The 17,907-nt window shown below is 72.4% G+C and carries 6 protein-coding genes; 5 read left to right on the top strand and 1 reads right to left on the bottom strand.

From position 1 onward, the window contains the following. Nucleotides 1-9 precede the first annotated feature (9 nt). From QR77_RS03290 to QR77_RS03275, 4 genes are all read left to right on the top strand, one after another. The gene (locus QR77_RS03290; protein ID WP_269084306.1) at nucleotides 10-3,573 is read left to right on the top strand and encodes a type I polyketide synthase; all 3,564 of its coding nucleotides are present in this window, start codon (nucleotides 10-12) and stop codon (nucleotides 3,571-3,573) included. Between the two features lie 27 nt (nucleotides 3,574-3,600). Further along, nucleotides 3,601-9,555 carry a type I polyketide synthase gene (locus QR77_RS03285; protein ID WP_040027223.1) on the top strand — a complete coding sequence of 1,985 codons (5,955 nt, stop codon included), beginning with the start codon at nucleotides 3,601-3,603 and terminating at the stop codon, nucleotides 9,553-9,555. 194 nt (nucleotides 9,556-9,749) lie between these two features. After that, nucleotides 9,750-10,712 carry a malonyl transferase gene (locus tag QR77_RS03280; protein ID WP_040019562.1) on the top strand — a complete coding sequence of 321 codons (963 nt, stop codon included), beginning with the start codon at nucleotides 9,750-9,752 and terminating at the stop codon, nucleotides 10,710-10,712. Further along, nucleotides 10,706-11,794 carry a hypothetical protein gene (locus QR77_RS03275; RefSeq protein WP_040019561.1) on the top strand — a complete coding sequence of 363 codons (1,089 nt, stop codon included), beginning with the start codon at nucleotides 10,706-10,708 and terminating at the stop codon, nucleotides 11,792-11,794. The genes QR77_RS03280 and QR77_RS03275 overlap by 7 nt, the downstream gene beginning before the upstream one ends. Before the next feature lie 91 nt (nucleotides 11,795-11,885). Here QR77_RS03275 and QR77_RS03270 read toward each other — a convergent pair whose 3' ends face one another. Next, the gene (locus tag QR77_RS03270) at nucleotides 11,886-12,638 is read right to left on the bottom strand and encodes an alpha/beta fold hydrolase (RefSeq protein WP_040019560.1); all 753 of its coding nucleotides are present in this window, start codon (nucleotides 12,636-12,638) and stop codon (nucleotides 11,886-11,888) included. Nucleotides 12,639-13,171: 533 nt separating this feature from the next. Here QR77_RS03270 and QR77_RS48205 point away from each other — a divergent pair. Continuing rightward, the coding region (locus QR77_RS48205) for a type I polyketide synthase (RefSeq protein ID WP_040019559.1) at nucleotides 13,172-17,907 on the top strand (4,736 nt) is incomplete at its 3' end.

Genomic DNA, 17,907 nt, shown 5'->3' with positions numbered 1-17,907 from the left:
TCTTCGCCGGTGTTCGCGGGTCGGATGGCGGAGTGTGAGGCGGCGTTGGCGCCGTTTGTGGACTGGTCGTTGTCGGAGGTGGTGGCGGCGGGTGAGTTCGGCCGGGTGGATGTGGTTCAGCCGGTGTTGTGGGCGGTGATGGTGTCGCTGGCCGCGGTGTGGGAGTCGGTGGGTGTGGTCGCCGATGCGGTGGTGGGTCATTCGCAGGGTGAGATCGCGGCTGCTGTGGTGTCGGGTGCGTTGTCGTTGGAGGACGGCGCCCGGGTGGTGGCGTTGCGGTCGCGTGCGATCACGGCTCTTGCGGGCCGTGGTGGCATGGTGTCTGTGCCGCTTTCGGTGGACCGGGTACGGGAGTTGCTGCCGGCTGGTGTCTCGGTCGCTGTGGTGAACGGGCCGTCGTCGGTCGTGGTGTCGGGTGACCCGGCCGGTCTGGAGGTGGTACTTGCCTCGGTGGAGCGGGCCAAGCGGATCCCGGTGGGCTATGCCTCTCACTCCGCTCATGTGGAGGAGATCCGCGAGGACATCCTCTCCACCCTGAAGGGGTTGGTGCCGCGTGAGGCGACGGTCCCGTTCTTCTCCAGTGTCGATGTCGGCTGGGCTGATGGGACCGGCCTTGACGCGGAGTACTGGTTCAGGAACTTGCGGCAGACGGTTGAGTTCGAGGGCGCTGTCCGGGGGTTGGTCGAGGCGGGGTTCGGCGCGTTCGTCGAGGTCAGTGCCCATCCGGTGCTCACGGTGCCGATCGAGGAGACCGCCGAGGACGCTGTGGTCGTGGGCACGTTGCGCCGTGACGAGGGTGGTCCGCGCCGTTTCCTGACCTCGGCCGGTGAGTTGTTCACACGCGGTGTGGCGGTGGACTTCGCACCGTTCCTCGGCGGCGCGCCCGCGCACCGCGGCCTGCCGACGTACCCCTTCGAGCGGCAGCGGTACTGGCTGTCGCCGGCGGAGCCCACCGGTGGTGACGTGACCGCAGCGGGGCTGCGCAGCGCCGAACATCCCCTCCTGGGGGCGGCGTTGCCGCTGGCAGGCGGCGAGGACCACTTGTTCACGGGCCGGCTGTCGCTGCGTACCCACCCATGGCTGGCCGATCACGCCGTCAACGGAACGGTGCTGCTCCCCGGTACCGCCTTCCTGGAACTGGCCCAGCACGCCGCCGACCACCTCGGCTGCGAGCGGCTGGACGAACTCGTCCTGGAGGCACCGCTGGTGCTCCCGGAGCACGGCGCGCTGACCGTGCAACTGTCGGTCGAAGCCCCCGACGCGTCGGGACGCCGCCCCCTCACCCTGTACGCGAGGGACGAGAACGCCTCCGCGGCCCAGGAGTGGACCTGCCACGCGACCGGTGTCCTGGCGGCGGACGGAGCCCCCGCGGAGGGCCTCTCCGGCCCGTGGCCGCCGGTCGGGGCCGAGGCACTGGACACGGCGGACCTCTATCCCCGGTTCGCCGAACAGGGATATCAGTACGGACCCGCGTTCCAGGGCCTCAAGGCGGCCTGGCGCAAGGGCGCCGACGTGTACGCCGAGATCGCGCTGCCCGGCGAACAGCGGGACGGGGCCAAGCGGTTCGGCCTCCATCCGGCGCTGCTGGACGCGGCCCTGCACGGGCTGTGGCTGGCCGCCGTGGACGGAGGTCCCGAAAGCGGCGTGTCCGCCGGTGTCCGGCTGCCGTTCAGTTGGGGCGGCATGAGCCTGTACGCGGCGGGGGCGACGGCCCTGCGGGTCCGCCTCGCCACCACCGGCCCGAACGAGGTGGCCATCACCGTCGCCGATCCTGCCGGGGCCCCCGTCGCCTCGATCGAGTCCCTGGTCATGCGCCCGGTCACGGCGGGCCAGTTGGACTCCGCCCGCGTCCGCTCGCTCTACCGCGTCGACTGGCACCCGGCAGCCCCCGGGCACGCGGTGCCGCCGTACGTCGTGGCCGACTTCACCGGGCAGGACGACGACGTACACGCCGTCGTCCACCGGGCGCTCGCCCGGGTCCAGGAATGGCTGGCCGAGGACCACGACGACGACAAGCGCCTGGTGTTCCTCACCAGGGGAGCGGCCGGGCCGGATGTGCGCGACGCGGTGCACGCCTCGGTGTGGGGCCTGGTCAGGACGGCGCAGAGCGAACACCCCGACAGGTTCGTCCTGGTGGACCTCGGTCCCGAGGACGGCACGGATCTGGTGCCGGCGGCGCTGGCCTGTGGCGAGCCGCAGATGGCGATCAGTGGCGGCGCCGTTCTTGCCGCCCGGCTGGTCCGGGTCGCGCCGACCGGGGAGGAACCCACATGGGACCCCAACGGCACGGTGCTGATCACCGGCGCCGGCGGCGTTCTCGGCGGGCTGACCGCACGTCACCTGGTGACCCGGCACGGGGTGCGCGATCTGGTGCTGGTCGGGCGCGGCGAACCGGACGAGGGACTGGTCGAGGATCTGACGGCGGCGGGGGCCCGGGTCGTGGCGGCTCGCTGCGACGCGGCGGACCGCGCGGCGATGGCCGAGGTCATCGCCGCGATACCCGCGGACCGCCCGCTCACCGGCGTCGTGCACGCGGCCGGTGTGCTCGACGACGCGCCGGTCACCTCGCTCACGCCGGAACACGTCGACCATGTGCTGCGTCCGAAGGCCGACGCCGCGCTGCTGCTGGACGAGCTGACCCGTGGCCTCGACCTCTCGGCGTTCGTGCTGTTCTCCTCGGCGTCGGCGACCTTCGGGGCCGCCGGCCAGGCCAACTACGCCGCTGCCAACGCCTTCTTGGACGCGCTGGCCCACCGCAGACGTGCCGAGGGCCTGCCCGCCCAGTCGCTGGGCTGGGGCTTCTGGGAGCAGCGCAGCGGCATGACCGGCGGGCTCGGTGACCGAGAGGTGGCCCGGCTCGCCGGTGGCGGCGTACGCGCCATCGACTCGGCCGACGGACTGGTCTTGTTCGACGCCGCATCCGCTCTGGACGACGCAGCGCTGGTGCCGATCCACCTCGACCTGTCGCCCCGTGCCGGCACGGTCCCGCCGCTGCTGCGCCACCTCATCCGGGTGACCGGCCGGAGGACCCCGGCCGCCGCCGGCGAGCGGGGTGACGCGGCGACGCTCCGGCAGCGGCTGGCCGGGCTGCCGGAGGAGGACCAGCGCGGCGCACTGCTGGACCTGGTGCGCACCGGCGTGGCGGCGGTCGTCGCCTACAGCGGTCCGTCGGCGGTGGACCCGGACCGGACGTTCATGGAGCTCGGGTTCGACTCGCTGATGGCCGTGGAGCTGCGCAACCGGCTCTCGTCGGACATCGGCACCCGGCTGACGGCGACGCTGGTGTTCGACTACCCGACCTCCTCGGGGCTGGCCGAATACCTGTACGGCAAGCTGGGCCTGGAGCCCGCGGCTGGTGCGGCCGAGCCGGGCGAGGACCTCAGCGACACCGAGATCCGGGACGCCCTCGCGTCCGTGTCCATCGACCGGTTGCGCGCGTCCGGCGTGCTGGACGTCCTGCTGAAGGCTGCGGACGAGGGCCGGCAACCGACGATGTCCGACCGGATCGACCATATCCAGAGCATGGACGTGGACGATCTTGTCAACATGGTGTTCGGCGATGACCACTCCTGACCTGAAGCAATATCTGTGGAGTTCACGATGACTGCCCGAGAAGAACGAGTGATCGCCGCCCTGCGTACCGCGCTGGTGGACAACGAACGCCTGAAGGAGGCAAATCAGCGTCTGTCGAACGGGATCGAGGAGCCGATCGCCGTAGTGGCCATGGGCTGCCGCTACCCCGGCGGGGTCACCTCGCCCGACGGCCTGTGGCGGCTGGTCGCCGAGGGGAGAGACGCGGTCTCGGGCTTTCCCGAGGACCGGGGCTGGGACACCGGCGGGCTGTTCGAACCCGGCTCGGCCGACACGCCCTCCTCCCACACGCGTGAGGGCGGGTTCCTGAGCGACGCGGGAGCGTTCGACCCGGGGTTCTTCGGGATCTCGCCGCGCGAGGCGCTGGCCATGGACCCGCAGCAGCGGCTGCTGCTGGAGATCACCTGGGAGACCCTGGAGCGGGCCGGTATCGACCCGGGCACGCTGCGCGGCAGCAAGACCGGCGTTTTCGTCGGCCTGATGGCCACCGACTACGGCGGCCCGCTGCACCACGTGCCGGACGGCGTCGAGGCGTTCCTCGGCATGGGCACCCAGTCCAGCGTCGGATCCGGCCGGCTCTCCTACACCTTCGGACTGGAGGGCCCCGCGGTCACCGTCGACACCGCCTGCTCCTCCTCCCTGGTCGCCATCCACCTCGCCGCGCAGTCCCTGCGCACGGGGGAGAGCACCCTGGCTCTCGCCGGAGGCGCCACGGTGATGGCCGGCCCCGGCCTGTTCGTGGGGCTCAGCCAGCAGGGCGGCGTCGCGCGCGACGGCCGCTGCAAGTCTTTCGCCGACGGCGCGGACGGCGCCGGGTTCGGCGAGGGCGCCGGGATGGTGCTCCTGGAGCGGCTCACGGACGCGGAGCGCAACGGGCATCCGGTGCTGGCGGTGCTCCGGGGCAGCGCGGTGAACCAGGACGGCGCGTCCAACGGGCTGTCGGCGCCGAACGGTCCGTCACAGCAGCGAGTGATCCGGCAGGCCCTGGCCAACGCGAGGCTGAAACCGTCCGAGGTGGACGTGGTGGAGGCGCACGGCACGGGGACGGCACTGGGCGACCCGATCGAAGCCCAGGCAGTCCTGGCCACGTACGGGCAGAATCGTGAAAAGCCGCTGTGGCTGGGGTCGTTGAAGTCCAACATCGGGCACACCCAGGCCGCGGCCGGTGTCGGCGGCGTCATCAAGATGGTGCAGGCCATGCGATACGGCGTACTGCCCAGGACCCTGCATGTGGCACAGCCCTCCACCGAGATCGACTGGACCGAGGGCGACGTCCGGCTGCTGACCGAGACCGTCGACTGGCCCGCGAACGGGCACCCGCGCCGCGTCGGCGTCTCGTCGTTCGGCGTGAGCGGCACCAACGCGCACCTCGTCCTGGAAGCGCCCCCCGCGGTGGACGAGGCGCCCGCCGCAGCCACGGACCCCACGACCGTCCCCTGGCTGCTGTCGGGCCGGACACCCGCGGCCCTCGCGGCGCAGGCCGACCGGCTGCGCGCCCACCTGGACCTCCACCCCGGGCTGTCCCCGGCCGACATCGGCCACTCGACCGCGACCAGCAGGGCGGCGCTCGCCCACCGTGCGGTCGTCGTCGCGGCGGACCGGGACGGCTTCCGGCGCGAACTCGACCTGCTGGCACGGGAGGAGTACTCCGCGAACGCCGTGCGCGGAGCCACCGGACCCACCGGCAGGACGGTGTTCGTCTTTCCCGGGCAGGGCTCCCAGTGGCGGGGCATGGCGACCGGGCTTCTCGACTCCGCCCCCGTCTTCGCCGCCCGGATGGCGGAGTGCGAACGCGCCCTCGCGCCGTTCACCGACTGGTCGCTGTCCGACGTCCTGCGCTCCGGCGACTTCGACGAGGTCGACAGGGCCCAGCCCGTGCTGTTCGCCGTGATGGTCTCCCTGGCCGCCCTCTGGCAGTCGTACGGCGTCGAGCCCGCCGCTGTCGTCGGCCACTCCCAGGGTGAGATCGCCGCCGCCGTGGTCGCCGGCGGCCTGTCCCTGGAGGACGGCGCGCGTGTCGTCGCCCTGCGCAGCAAGGCCCTCCTGGCACTGTCCGGCGACGGCGGCATGATGTTCGTCTCCGCCGCGCCCGACCTGGTCCGCGAACGGGCCGCCGCCTACGGCGACCGCCTCGCCGTCGCCGTGGTCAACGGGCCGACGGCTGTCGTGGTCTCCGGCGAACCCGGCGCGCTGGACGAACTCGGCGCGGAACTCGCCCAGGACGACATCCTGCGCTGGACCGTTCCCGGCGTGGACTTCGCGGCGCACTCCCCGCACGTGGAGCGCATCCGCGACGAACTCGCCGACATCCTCGCCGATGTGACCCCGCTCGAAGGGAAGGTGCCGTTCTTCTCCACCACCCTGGGCGAGTGGGCCGCCACCGACACCCTGGACGCCGCCTACTGGTACCGCAACCTGCGAGAGCCCGTCGAGTTCGACCGTGCCGTGCGCACGCTCGCCGAGCGTGGCTTCGAGACCTTCGTCGAGGTGAGCCCGCACCCGGTGGTGTCGACCTGGCTCCAGGCCAGCCCGGACAGCGTCGTGGTCAGCACCCTGCGCCGCGACGACGGCGGACTCGACCGCTTCCTGCTCTCGCTCGGGGAGCTGCACGTCCGCGGCGTCCGGGTCGCATGGGGGCCCGCGTTCTCCGGCGCCCGCCGCGTGGACCTGCCGACCTACGTCTTCCAGCGGAAGAACTACTGGCTGGATCCCGCCATCGAGCACCTCGGCCGCGCCGCCGACGGCCACCCGCTGATCGGCAGGCCGCAGCCCCTCGCCGACAGCGACACGTTTCTCTTCACCGGACGGGTGTCGCTGCGGACCCACCCCTGGCTGGCCGACCACGCCGTCGGCGGCACCGTGCTGCTCCCGGGTACGGGCCTGGTCGAGATGGCGCTGCGGGCCGGCCGGGACCTCGGCTGCGACCTGCTGGAGGAACTCACCGTCGAGACCCCCGTGGTGATCGGCCCGGCCGACAGCCTCACCGTCCAGCTCACCGCCCAGGCACCGGACGGCGCGGGGAGACGTCCCTTCACTGTCCACTCCGCCCCGGACGACGGGCCCTGGACCCGGCACGCCACCGGATGGCTCGCGGCCGCTGGCGACACCGCACCCGCCGTGGACGAGGTCACCCCGTGGCCCCCGGCCGACGCCGAACAGGTGGACGTCGAGGACTTCTACGCCAGGTTCGCCGACGGCGGCATCGCGTACGGCCCTGCCTTCCAGGGCATGGCCGGCGCCTGGCGGCAGGACGGCCGGGTCTACGCCGAGGTGTCCCTGCCCGAGGAACAGCGCGGCGACCTGGGCCGGTTCGGCATCCACCCCGCGTTGCTGGACGCCGCGCTGCAGACAGTCGGCGTCTCCCGCGCCGGTGACGGCGCCGGGCCCGTCCTGCCGTTCTCCTTCAGCGGCGTCAGGGTGCACGCCCGGCACCAGGGCGATCTGCGGGTCGTGCTCGTCAAACGCGGCGAGAACGAGGTGTCCGTCCGGGCCGCCGACGCCGACGGCCGGCCCGTCGTCACGGTCGACTCGCTGGTGCTGCGCCGCGCCACGGGCATGGCCCGTCACGACTCCCTGTACCAGGTGTCCTGGGTCACCAGGCCGCTGCCCGATGCCGTGCCGCGCACCGACACGCTGCTCCGGGTGGAGTCCGGCGCCCCGAGCGCGGCGGCGGCCCACGCCACCACCCTCCGGGTCCTGACCGAGCTGCAGGACTGGCTGGCCGCCGACCACCCCGACGGGGCTCGGCTTGTCGTCGTCACGCGGGGCGCGGTCGCGACCGCCGACGACGAGGACGTACCCGACCTGGCCGCCGCCCCGGTATGGGGGCTGGTCCGGTCCGCCCAGTCGGAGAACCCGGGCAGTTTCGTCCTCGTGGACACGGACGAGGCCGGAGAGTCCCTCCTCGACGCCGCCCTGTCCTGCGACGAACCCCAACTCGCCCTGCGCGGCGGCGAACTGCGAGTGCCCCGGCTGCACCGCTCCGCGGGCGGGACAGCCGAGCGGCGGATCGACCCGGACGGCACCGTCCTGATCGTCGGCGGAGCCGAGGGACTCGCCGGACTGGTCGTCCGACACCTCGCCGCCGAACACGGCGTCCGCCACATGATCCTGGCGAGCCGGCGCGGCCCAGCGGCCGAGGCCGTCCGGGGGCTGCGCGCCGAGGTCGACGCCGAGATCACCCCCGTCGCCTGCGACGCGGCCGACCGGGACGCCCTCGCGGAGCTGATCGCCGCAGTCCCCGGCGATCACCCGCTGACGGCGGTCGTGCACACCGCGGCGGTGCTCGCCGACGGCGTCCTCGCCTCGCTCACCCCCGAGCAGGTCGACACCGTACTGCGCCCCAAGGTCGACGCGGCGCTCAATCTGCACGAACTGACCCGCGACCTCGACCTCGCGGAGTTCGTCCTGTTCTCCTCCATCGCGGGCACCTTCGGCGCACCGGGCCAGGGCAACTACGCGGCCGCCAACGCCTTCCTCGACGCGCTGGCCCACCACCGGCGCGCCAGGGGCCTACCGGCCCAGTCCCTCGCCTGGGGCCTGTGGGAACACCGCGGCGCCCTCACCCGCGACCTCGACGAGGCCGACGTGGCGCGCATGTCGCGTGGGGGAGTGGTGCCGTTCGACACCGAGCAGGGCCTCGCCGTGCTCGACCTCGCCCGCGCCGTGGGCAGCCCCGCGATGGTGCCCGCGACGCTCGCGGGCGGCACACTGGAGGCTGACCCGGACCAGACCCCGCACCTGCTGCGCGACCTCCTGCGGACATCGGCCCGGCGGACCGGGACGGAGCGCCAGAACCCCGACGCGCTCAGGCGCGAGCTGGCCGGACTGGACGAGGAGGCCGGCCACGCCCTTCTCGGGACAGTCGTGCGCGGCCACCTCGCCACTGTGCTCGGCCACGCCTCCGCCGACGACATCGACGAGACCGCGGGATTCCTCTCGCTCGGCCTGGACTCGCTCACCGCCGTCGAGCTGCGTAACCGGCTCACCGCCGTCACCGGACTGCGGTTGCGCCCCACAGTCGCCTTCGACTGCGCCACCCCGCGGGAACTCGCCCGATTCCTGGGCGCCGAACTGCGCGCGCCGGCACCGGAACCCGGGCCGGCGGCTGAGCCCGCGGCGCCCGTCCGCCGTACCGACCCGCTGGACGCGGCGAGCGACCTCTTCCGCTACGCCTGCGAGTGCGGCCAGCTCAAGACGGGAGTCCGCCTGCTGCACCAGGCCGCCATGCTGCGGCCGATGTTCACCGCGACGTCCGACCGGGACGCGATACCCGGACCGCTGCGGCTGATGAACGGCGCCAAGCGGCCCCGGATCATCTGCTTCTCCGCCTTCGTCGCGCTCGGCGGCGCCCACCAGTTCGTCCGGTTCGCCTCCCAGTTCGGCGACGCGTACGACATCACCGCGCTGGACGTTCCCGGCTTCCAGAGCGGCGAACCACTGGCCGCCGACGCTGACGCGCTGACCGACTTGTACTGTGACTTGATCATGGAATTCGTCGGCGACGACCCGTTCGTCCTGCTGGGTTCGTCCTCCGGCGGGGTCCTCGCCCACGCGACCGCCGACAGGCTGCTGGAACGCGGCATCACCCCGGCCGGTGTTGTGGTCATCGACGGCTACCCGATGACCAGTGAACACATCAACCGGGTGCAGGATCAGCTCCTGGACGGCATGTTCGAACGCGAGGAGCGGTTCGTCAGCCTCGACGGTACCCGGCTGTCGGCCATGGGCTGGTACTGCGCGATGTACGAGTTCTGGGAGCCCCGGCCGGTCGCTTCCCCCACCCTGCTGCTCCGGGCCAGCGTGCCGCTCGACGGCATGACCGACGACCCCTCGAGCGAGGAGTGGCGCGCGGTGTGGCCCGCCGACAAGGTGCTCGACGTGCCCGGCAACCACTTCACCGTCATGGAGGACCATCTGGAGACGACCACCCGGGCGGTCAAGGACTGGCTGGCCACTCTCTGACGCGTCGGGGCCCGCCCGGTCATCGCGACCGGGCGGGCTCCGGCACACCCCCGGACGCCGCGTGGCCCCGCGCTATCCAGGCGCTATGGCCGCTCCGGTAGTCAGACCCAGACGTACCATGCGCGCATTCCGCGTCCGTCCAGCTCGGATGGCCGCCGTGAGCATGACCAACGAACATTTCTTTGGAGGATTCCATGGCACTGGGCTACCTGCTCGGTGGAGGTGTGGGCACCGAGCCGCACGGTCTCGAACTGCACCGTGCCTACCCGGTGATGCAGCGGCTGTACGAGCGGATCGCCGACTGGACGGGTCTGACCGTCGGGCAGGTCCTGGAGGACGAACTCCCGGAGCCTCAGGAGGAGCGGCAGAGCGTCGGTTCGATCCGCGAGACCGCCCTCGCCCTTTCCGTGCACGACATCCTCGCCGAGCAGGGCGTACACCCCTCGGTGCTCGGCGGACTGAGTCTGGGCGCCATGACCAGTTCCTGCCTGGCGGGCGCGCTGAGCCGGGAGGATCTTTTCGGACTGCTCCGGGCCGGCCGGCTGTGCCCCGACCCCGCCCCCTCCGACCTGCCGCACGCCCTCGCCATCGCGGCTGTCCCCGCCGGTCAGGATGTTCGGACGTTCATCGGCGGTGCCGACGGGGTCTTCCTGGCCGGCGACATGGGGCAGACGGCCGACGGCGCTCTCAAGATCTACATGCTGGGTGGCGAATTCGAAGCGATGACCGAGCTGGCGGGCTCCCTGCCCGAGGGCCTGGTCACGCTCATGCCGGGCCGCACCATCGCTCAGCACACCCCGCTCCGCGCGCCCTTCCAGGAGTTCGTCAAGCCGTACATCGAGGCGATCCAGTTCTCCGCGCCCCAACTGCCCGTGCTGTCCTGCCTGGACCGCAAGCGGCTGACCACGCCCGAGGACGTCCAGGACCTGTTCGAGCGCAACCCCACCACCCTCGTCAGCCTGCCCCACGTCTACGACGGTATGCACGACCTCGGCGTCCAACTCGGTGTGGTGGTCGGCCCGGCGATCCCCGCCGGCCTGCTGCGCATCCCCTTCCCGGTCCTCCACATCGAGCAGCCGGAGCACATCGAGAAGGTCGTCTCCAGCGTGTACGAGCTGGGCATCGAGTACCCGGAGACGGGTCTGGCGCCGTGCTGAGCTCCCATCTCACCGCGGAGGACTGCGACCGGCTCGTGGACGGCTGGCTGGCCACGGACCAGGACGACTGGACCAGGCGCGTGGTCCGGCGCCACTTCGACCCCGAGACCGGCAGCCCGTACTGGCTGGAGTGGGCGGCACAGCTCTCCTTCGACCCGCGCGACATCACCCGCTACGCGCAGCTCACCGAGTTCGGCCCGTTCGACCTGGACGTCCTGCGCACCCGGGACCCGGCCGACTTCGTCCCCCTCGCCGTACCCCGTCCGCTCGCCGGCCGGATGTGGGACTCCGGCGGCACCACGGGCGCCCCGAGCCGGGTGTTCTACACACCGGAGATGATCGTCCACCGCGGTGTGTGGCGGCGCTGGTCGTTCCTGACCGAAGGTTTCGAGCAGCACCGCACCTGGCTGCAGGCCACCCCCACCGGACCCCACCTCATCGGCAACGGTGTGTGGGAGACAAGCGACCTGTATTCGTCGGTCGTCTACGCCATCGACATGGACCCCCGCTGGGTCAAGCGACTGCTGCGCACCGCCCGCATGCCGATCGCCCGCGACTACACCGAGCACCTGCTCGACCAGATCACGGACGTGATCGGCACCCGGAACGTGGACTACGTCAACACGACACCGGCGCTCATGGTGGCGCTCATCCGCAGGGACCCGGAGCTGGTCGCCCGCCTGCGCGGCGTGCGGCTCAGCGGCACTCATCTGCTCCCGTCGGTCCACCGGCGGATCACCAAGGCCCTGGAGGGCGGGATCTGCGGGCTGAGCTACGGCAACACCTTCGGCAACGCGGCCGGGCTCCCGGTGGAGCAGGACGGCGAACTGATGCCGTACCTGCCGAACTACCCGCAGGTCACTATGGCGGTCGTGGACAAGACCGACCCGATGACCGTCGTGCCCTACGGCGCGGCGGGCCGGGTCCGGCTGACCGTCCTCCACGACGACCTCTTCCTGCCGAACGTGCTGGAGCGGGACGAGGCCGACCGCTACGACACCGGCACCCGGTTCCCCACCGACGGCGTGGCCAACGTGCGTCCGCTGGAGACGGCGAGCACCGCGGTCGAAGGGCTGTACTGACAGGGCACCACCGACCCGCGCCGTGGAGCCGCACCCGTATCGCCGGGTGCGGCGCCACCGCGCGGGCCCTCCGGTCATCCCCGGACGAAGCTCAGGACAGCCCCAGGTGCTGCCGGATGACGTCGAGAACCTCCGGCGAACGGTCATTCAGGAAGAAATGGCCGCCCGGATAAACATGCAGATCGCTGGACCCTTCGGTATGGCGATCCCACGCGGCGGCTTCCGCCGGCGTCGTCATGATGTCGTCCTCCCCGGTGAACACGGTCACGGGGCAACGCAGTCGATCGCCGGAACGCGGCTCATAGGTCTCAACGGCTTGATAGTCGGCCCGGATCGCGGGTAGCACCATCTCCACCAGCTCCGCGTTCTGGAACACCTGGTCGTCCGTGCCTTTCAATCTGCGCACGGCCTCGACCAGTTGGGCGTCACTGCGCTTGTGCAGGTCTTCACTCGGCCGGGTCGCGGAGGGCGCTCGCCGCCCTGACACGAAGAGATGTACCGGGGCGCGACCAGCCTGCTCCAGTCGCAGCGCCAACTCGTAGGCCACCAGAGCGCCCATGCTGTGTCCGAACAGCGCGAGTGGGCGCTCGTCATCGTCCGACATCGCGTCAGCGATGCCCGCGGCGAACTCTCGCACGTCGGTCAGGTGCTTCTCGCTACGCCGGTCCTGCCGGCCCGGGTACTGGACGGCCAGTACATCCGCGACGGGGGCGAGTGACCGGGCCACGGGTGCGTAGTAGGTGGCCGATCCTCCGGCGTGCGGCATACAGAGCAGTCGGACGCCTGCTTCGGGTGCGGGTCGATACCTGCGTATCCAGGTGCCACTTTCCACAGCAGAGGTCATCGGCTCTCTCCCTTACTTTCGGCTACGAGTTTCTGGCCGGCGAGTTCCGCCAAGTCCCTGAACCTCCGCCCGGTCGAACCCACAGCGAGGTTCCGGCATCGGTTCGGCATCCAGGGGGACCGGCGAGGACACGAACGCCGTCACGGCTGCGTGAGTGGTCGTTCAGCGCGGTCAGTCCGCATGGCGTTCCTGTCGAACAGCCGCCGCATCGCCGGGTACGCACTGTACAGCTCGACACCGTGCGATTCGGAAGACGGTGCGGCGAGTTCACGGCGCTCAAGCCACAGCGGGGTCCGCCGTCCGTGGGCGACACACCTTCGCTATCGGGACGCTATGCGCCGCCCGCACTATCGACCCGTGAGGTGGCGATCGCCGGAGCTCCCGGACGTCCGGGCACCCACGTTCCTATGAGGGCGGTCCGTCCTGGACGGCCGGGCCTCGACACAGGTGGTGGTCCTGGTCGGACGCACCGGCCGAGAGGGTGGGCCCATTCCCCCTTAGCGGTAGCGATTGATCAAGAAGGGGTGCGGTCGATGACCGGTACGTCGGAGCCGACGGACGAGAAGGTCCTGGAATATCTGCGGCGGCTGACCACCGACCTGCGCCAGACCAAGGAGCGGCTCCGTGGCGCCGAGGCCAGGGAGCACGAGCCGATCGCCATCATCGGGATGGCCTGCCGGCTGCCCGGCGGCATCGACACACCGGACGAGTTGTGGGATCTCCTTGCCGAGAGCCGCGAGGCCATCTCGCCGTTTCCGGAGGACCGGGACTGGGACCTCGACGCCCTGCGTGATCCCGACTCGGAGAAACCCGGCACCTGTTATGCGACCGGCGGCGGCTTCCTGCGGGACGCCGCTGGCTTCGACGCGGACTTCTTCGGGATCCCGCCTCGCGAGGCCCTCGCCATGGACCCCCAGCAGCGGCTGCTGCTGGAGACGTCGTGGGAGGCCGTGGAACGGGCCGGGATGGATCCGCACGCGTTGAAGGGCAGCAGCACGGGGGTCTTCGTCGGTGTGATGCACCACGAGTACGCCGGAATCGTGCGCGGGATACCGCGCGAGGTCGAGGGCTACCTCGGCAACGGCAGCGCCGGCAGCATCGCCTCGGGCCGGATCGCCTACACCATGGGGCTTGAGGGCCCGGCGATCACGGTGGACACCGCTTGCTCGTCGTCACTGGTCGCCCTGCACCTGGCGGCACGGTCGCTGCGCCAGGGTGAGTGTTCGCTGGCCCTGGCGGGGGGCGCCTCGGTCATGGCCACGCCGCTGAGTCTCGTGGAGTTCAGCCGGCTGCGGGGGCTGTCCCCGGACGGACGGTGCCGGGCCTTCGCGGACGGCGCCGACGGCACGGGCTTCGCCGAGGGCGTGGGTCTGCTGCTCCTCGAACGGCTGTCCGACGCCCGCCGGCACGGTCATCAGGTCCTCGCCGTGGTGCGGGGTTCCGCGGTGAACCAGGACGGGGCCAGCAGCGGTCTGACAGTGCCGAACGGCGCGGCTCAGGAGCGTGTGCTGCGGGCGGCGCTGGCGAACGCCGGGCTGTCGGCGTCGGACGTGGACGCGGTGGAGGGCCATGGCACCGGGACGGCGCTGGGTGATCCGATCGAGGCACGTGCGTTGCTGGCGACATACGGGCAGGGGCGCGAACGGCCCTTGTGGCTGGGGTCGTTGAAATCGAATATCGGTCATACGCAGGCGGCCGCTGGTGTGGCCGGTGTGATGAAGATGGTGCTGGCGATGCGGCACGGCCGTCTGCCGCGGACGCTGCACGCCGAGGTCCCGTCATCCCGCTTGAACTGGTCCTCGGGCGCGGTTCGGTTGCTGACCGAGGAGCAGGAGTGGGAGGGGGCGCGCCGGGCGGGAGTGTCCTCGTTCGGGGTGAGTGGGACCAACGCCCACGTGATCCTCGAAGCCGCACCCCCCGCGCCCGTGGAGGAGGCCGGGACTCCCGTCCGGCAACCCCTGCTCTGGCCGCTCTCCGCCGCTGATCCGGACGCCCTGCGCGCCCAGGCCGGCCGCCTGCTCGCCGTCGTGGACGACCATGCCCCCGCCGACATCGCCCACTCCCTCGCGACGGGCCGGGCGGGGCTCCGGCACCGGGCCGCCGTCGTGGGCAGGGACGCCGACGACCTCCGGAGCGGGCTGGCCGCGCTCGCCGCGGGGGAGCCCGCGGCCCATGTCGCGCTCGCCGAGGCGGCGGAGCGGCCCTCGACCGTGTTCGTGTTCCCCGGTCAGGGCTCGCAGTGGACGGGGATGGCGGTGGAACTGCTCGGTTCCTCGCCGGTGTTCGCGGCCCGGATGGCACAGTGCGAGGCCGCGCTGACGCCGTTCGTCGACTGGTCCCTGACAGAGGTACTGGCGGACGAGGCCGCCCTGGACCGGGTGGACACAGTGCAGCCGGCGCTGTGGGCGGTGATGGTCTCGCTCGCCGCCCTGTGGGAGTCGACGGGTGTCACGCCGGACGCGGTAGTCGGCCACTCCCAGGGGGAGATCGCCGCGGCGGTGGTCGCGGGCGCGCTGTCGCTCGACGACGGTGCCCGGGTGGTGGCGCTGCGGTCCCGCGCGATCACGGCACTCGCCGGACGCGGTGGCATGGTGTCCGTACCGGCGCCGGTGGAGCGGGTACGGGAGTCGCTGCCCCGGGGAGTGGCCGTCGCGGCGGTGAACGGCCCGTCGTCCGTGGTGGTCTCCGGCGACCCGGCCGGGCTGGAGTCGGTGCTCGCCCGCTTCGAGGGCGCCAAGCGGATTCCGGTGGACTACGCCTCGCACTCGGCCCAGGTCGAGGAGGTCCGCGAGGCCGTCCTCCGGTCGATCGGCGCGCTGTCGCCGCAGGACGCGGACGTGCCCTTCTACTCGTCGGTCACGGGCGGCGTGGCCGACGGCCACGGCCTCGACGCGGACTACTGGTACCGCAACCTGCGCGAGACCGTCGACTTCGACGCGGCGGTCCACTCGCTGCTCGGCGACGGGATGAGGCTCTTCGTCGAGGTCAGCCCGCACCCGGTGCTCACGACGGCGATCGAGGACAGCGCCGGCGCACACGCCGTCGGTACCCTGCGCCGCGGACACGGGGGCGCTGATCGCTTCTTGCGGTCCGTGGCCGAGGCCTACGTCCACGGGGCACCGGTGCGAGCGTCCGTCGACGGCGGGCGCCGGGTGGAACTGCCGACCTACGCTTTCCAGCACCGCCGTTTCTGGCTGCGGGACACCGACAGCCGACCCGACATGGCGGCCGCCGGGCTGACCGAGTCCGGGCACCCCCTGCTCGGCGCGGTGACGGACCTCGACGAGGACGGCTGCGTCCTCACCGGGCGGCTGTCGCTGCGGCACCACGGCTGGCTGGCGGACCATGCCGTGCTGGGCTCCGTGCTGCTGCCGGGCACGGCCCTCGTGGACTGCGTGGTGGCCGCCGGACGGTGGGTCGGCACGGGCCAGGTGGCGGAACTGACCCTCCAGGCCCCGCTGGTGGTGCCCGAGTCGGACGGAGTGACGGTACGGGTCCAGGTCGGCGCGGAACGCGCGGGTTCGCGGCCGGTGACCGTGTCCTCGCGGCACACCGGGCGGCCGGAGTGGACGCGCAACGCCGACGGCGTGCTGGTGGCAGAGGAGCGTCCGAAGGCGGCGGACTCCGCGTCCTGGCCCCCGCCGGGCGCCGAACCGGTCGACCTGGCCGGTTTCTACCCGGCGCGGGCCGCCGGCGGAATCGACTACGGGCCGGCCTTCCAGGGGCTGCGCGCCGCTTGGCGCCGAGGCGACGAGGTCTTCGCCGAGGTTGAGAACGAGGCACCGGGCGAGGGCTTCGGCGTGCATCCGGCCCTGCTGGACGCGGTGTTGCAGTCCGTCGCTGTGCGCGACGGGGACGAGAGCGGAGGCGTGCGGCTGCCGTTCTCCCTGAACGGCGTGCGGTTCGGCGCGCACACCGGGTCGCGGCTGCGGTCCCGCGTGGCACCGGCCGGAGACGGTGCGGTATCGGTGCTGGTCACCGACGAGTCCGGCGCCCCCGTGGCGTCGATCGACGCGCTGACGACCCGTCCGGCCTCCGGCACCGGGCCGCGCACGTCCCTGCTGCTGCCCAGCCCGGTGACACTGCCCGCGGCACCGGTCCCGGACCGGCGGTGGGCCTTCCTCGGTGCGTCCGACGACGCGCTCGCGACGGCGGTCGACGCCCGCTGGACGGTCCCGGACGTCGCCGCCGCCGCATCCGTGGGGCCCGACGCGGTCGTCGTCCGTGCCGCCGACGGCACGGACGGATCCGCCGACCCGGTCCGCGGTGCGCACGAGGCGGTGTCGCGGGTCCTCGGTCTGATCCAGGACTGGCTGGCCGACGAACGCCTGGCGGCCGTCCCGCTGGTCCTCGTGGCGCGCCCCGGCGACCTGCCCTCGGCGGCGGTCGGCGGACTCGTACGGTCCGTCCAGGCCGAGCAGCCGGGGCGCTTCCTGTGGATCGAGTGCGCGGACGACGACCTGCGTCTGCTGCCGGCCGCCGTGGCCGCCGCGCAGGCGGCGGACGAGACGCAGGCGGTGATCAACTCCGGGGAGCTGTACGCCCCCAGGCTGCTCCCCGCGCCCGATCCGACGGGCACTTCGGTGATCGACGCGGAAGGGACGGTGCTGATCACCGGCGCGGGCGGCCTCCTCGGAGGCCTCGTGGCCCGGCACCTGGTCGCCGCGCACGGCGTGCGGCGGCTGCTGCTCCTCGGGCGCCACGAGATCACCGGCTTCGAGGACCTCGACGCCGAGGTCACCACGGCTGTCTGCGACGTCGCCGACCGCGAGGCGCTGGCGGCCGTGCTGGACCGGGTCCCCGCGGAACACCCGCTGACCACGGTCGTGCACGCGGCCGGAACGCTGGACGACGGCGTTGTCACCGCTCTCACCCCGGAGCGTGTGGCCGGCGTGCTCCGCGCCAAGGTCGACGCCGCCTGGAACCTGCACACCCTGTGCGGCGACGTCCCGGCCTTCGTGATGTTCTCCTCGGCGGCGGGCGTCCTGGGGAGCCCCGGGCAGGCCAACTACGCCGCCGCCAACGCCTTCCTCGACGCGCTGGCGCACGAGCGCAGGGCACGCGGCCTGTCCGGCCGGTCCCTGGCCTGGGGCTGGTGGGCGCCACCCAGCGGCATGACCGGGCACCTCGGCGACGCCGACCGGAACCGGCTGGCCGGCGGCGGCCTCGTTCCGATGTCCGCGGAGGAGGGCCTCGCCCTGTTCGACGCCGCCCTCGCGTGCGACGAGCCCGTACTGGCACCGCTCCGGCTCGACCCGGCCGCCGTACG

It is taken from the genome of Streptomyces sp. 150FB (assembly GCF_000818195.1).
Classification (GTDB): Bacteria; Actinomycetota; Actinomycetes; order Streptomycetales; family Streptomycetaceae; genus Streptomyces.
Note: the sequence above shows the minus strand (reverse complement) of the source record. Positions and strands in the feature narration are given on the sequence as shown.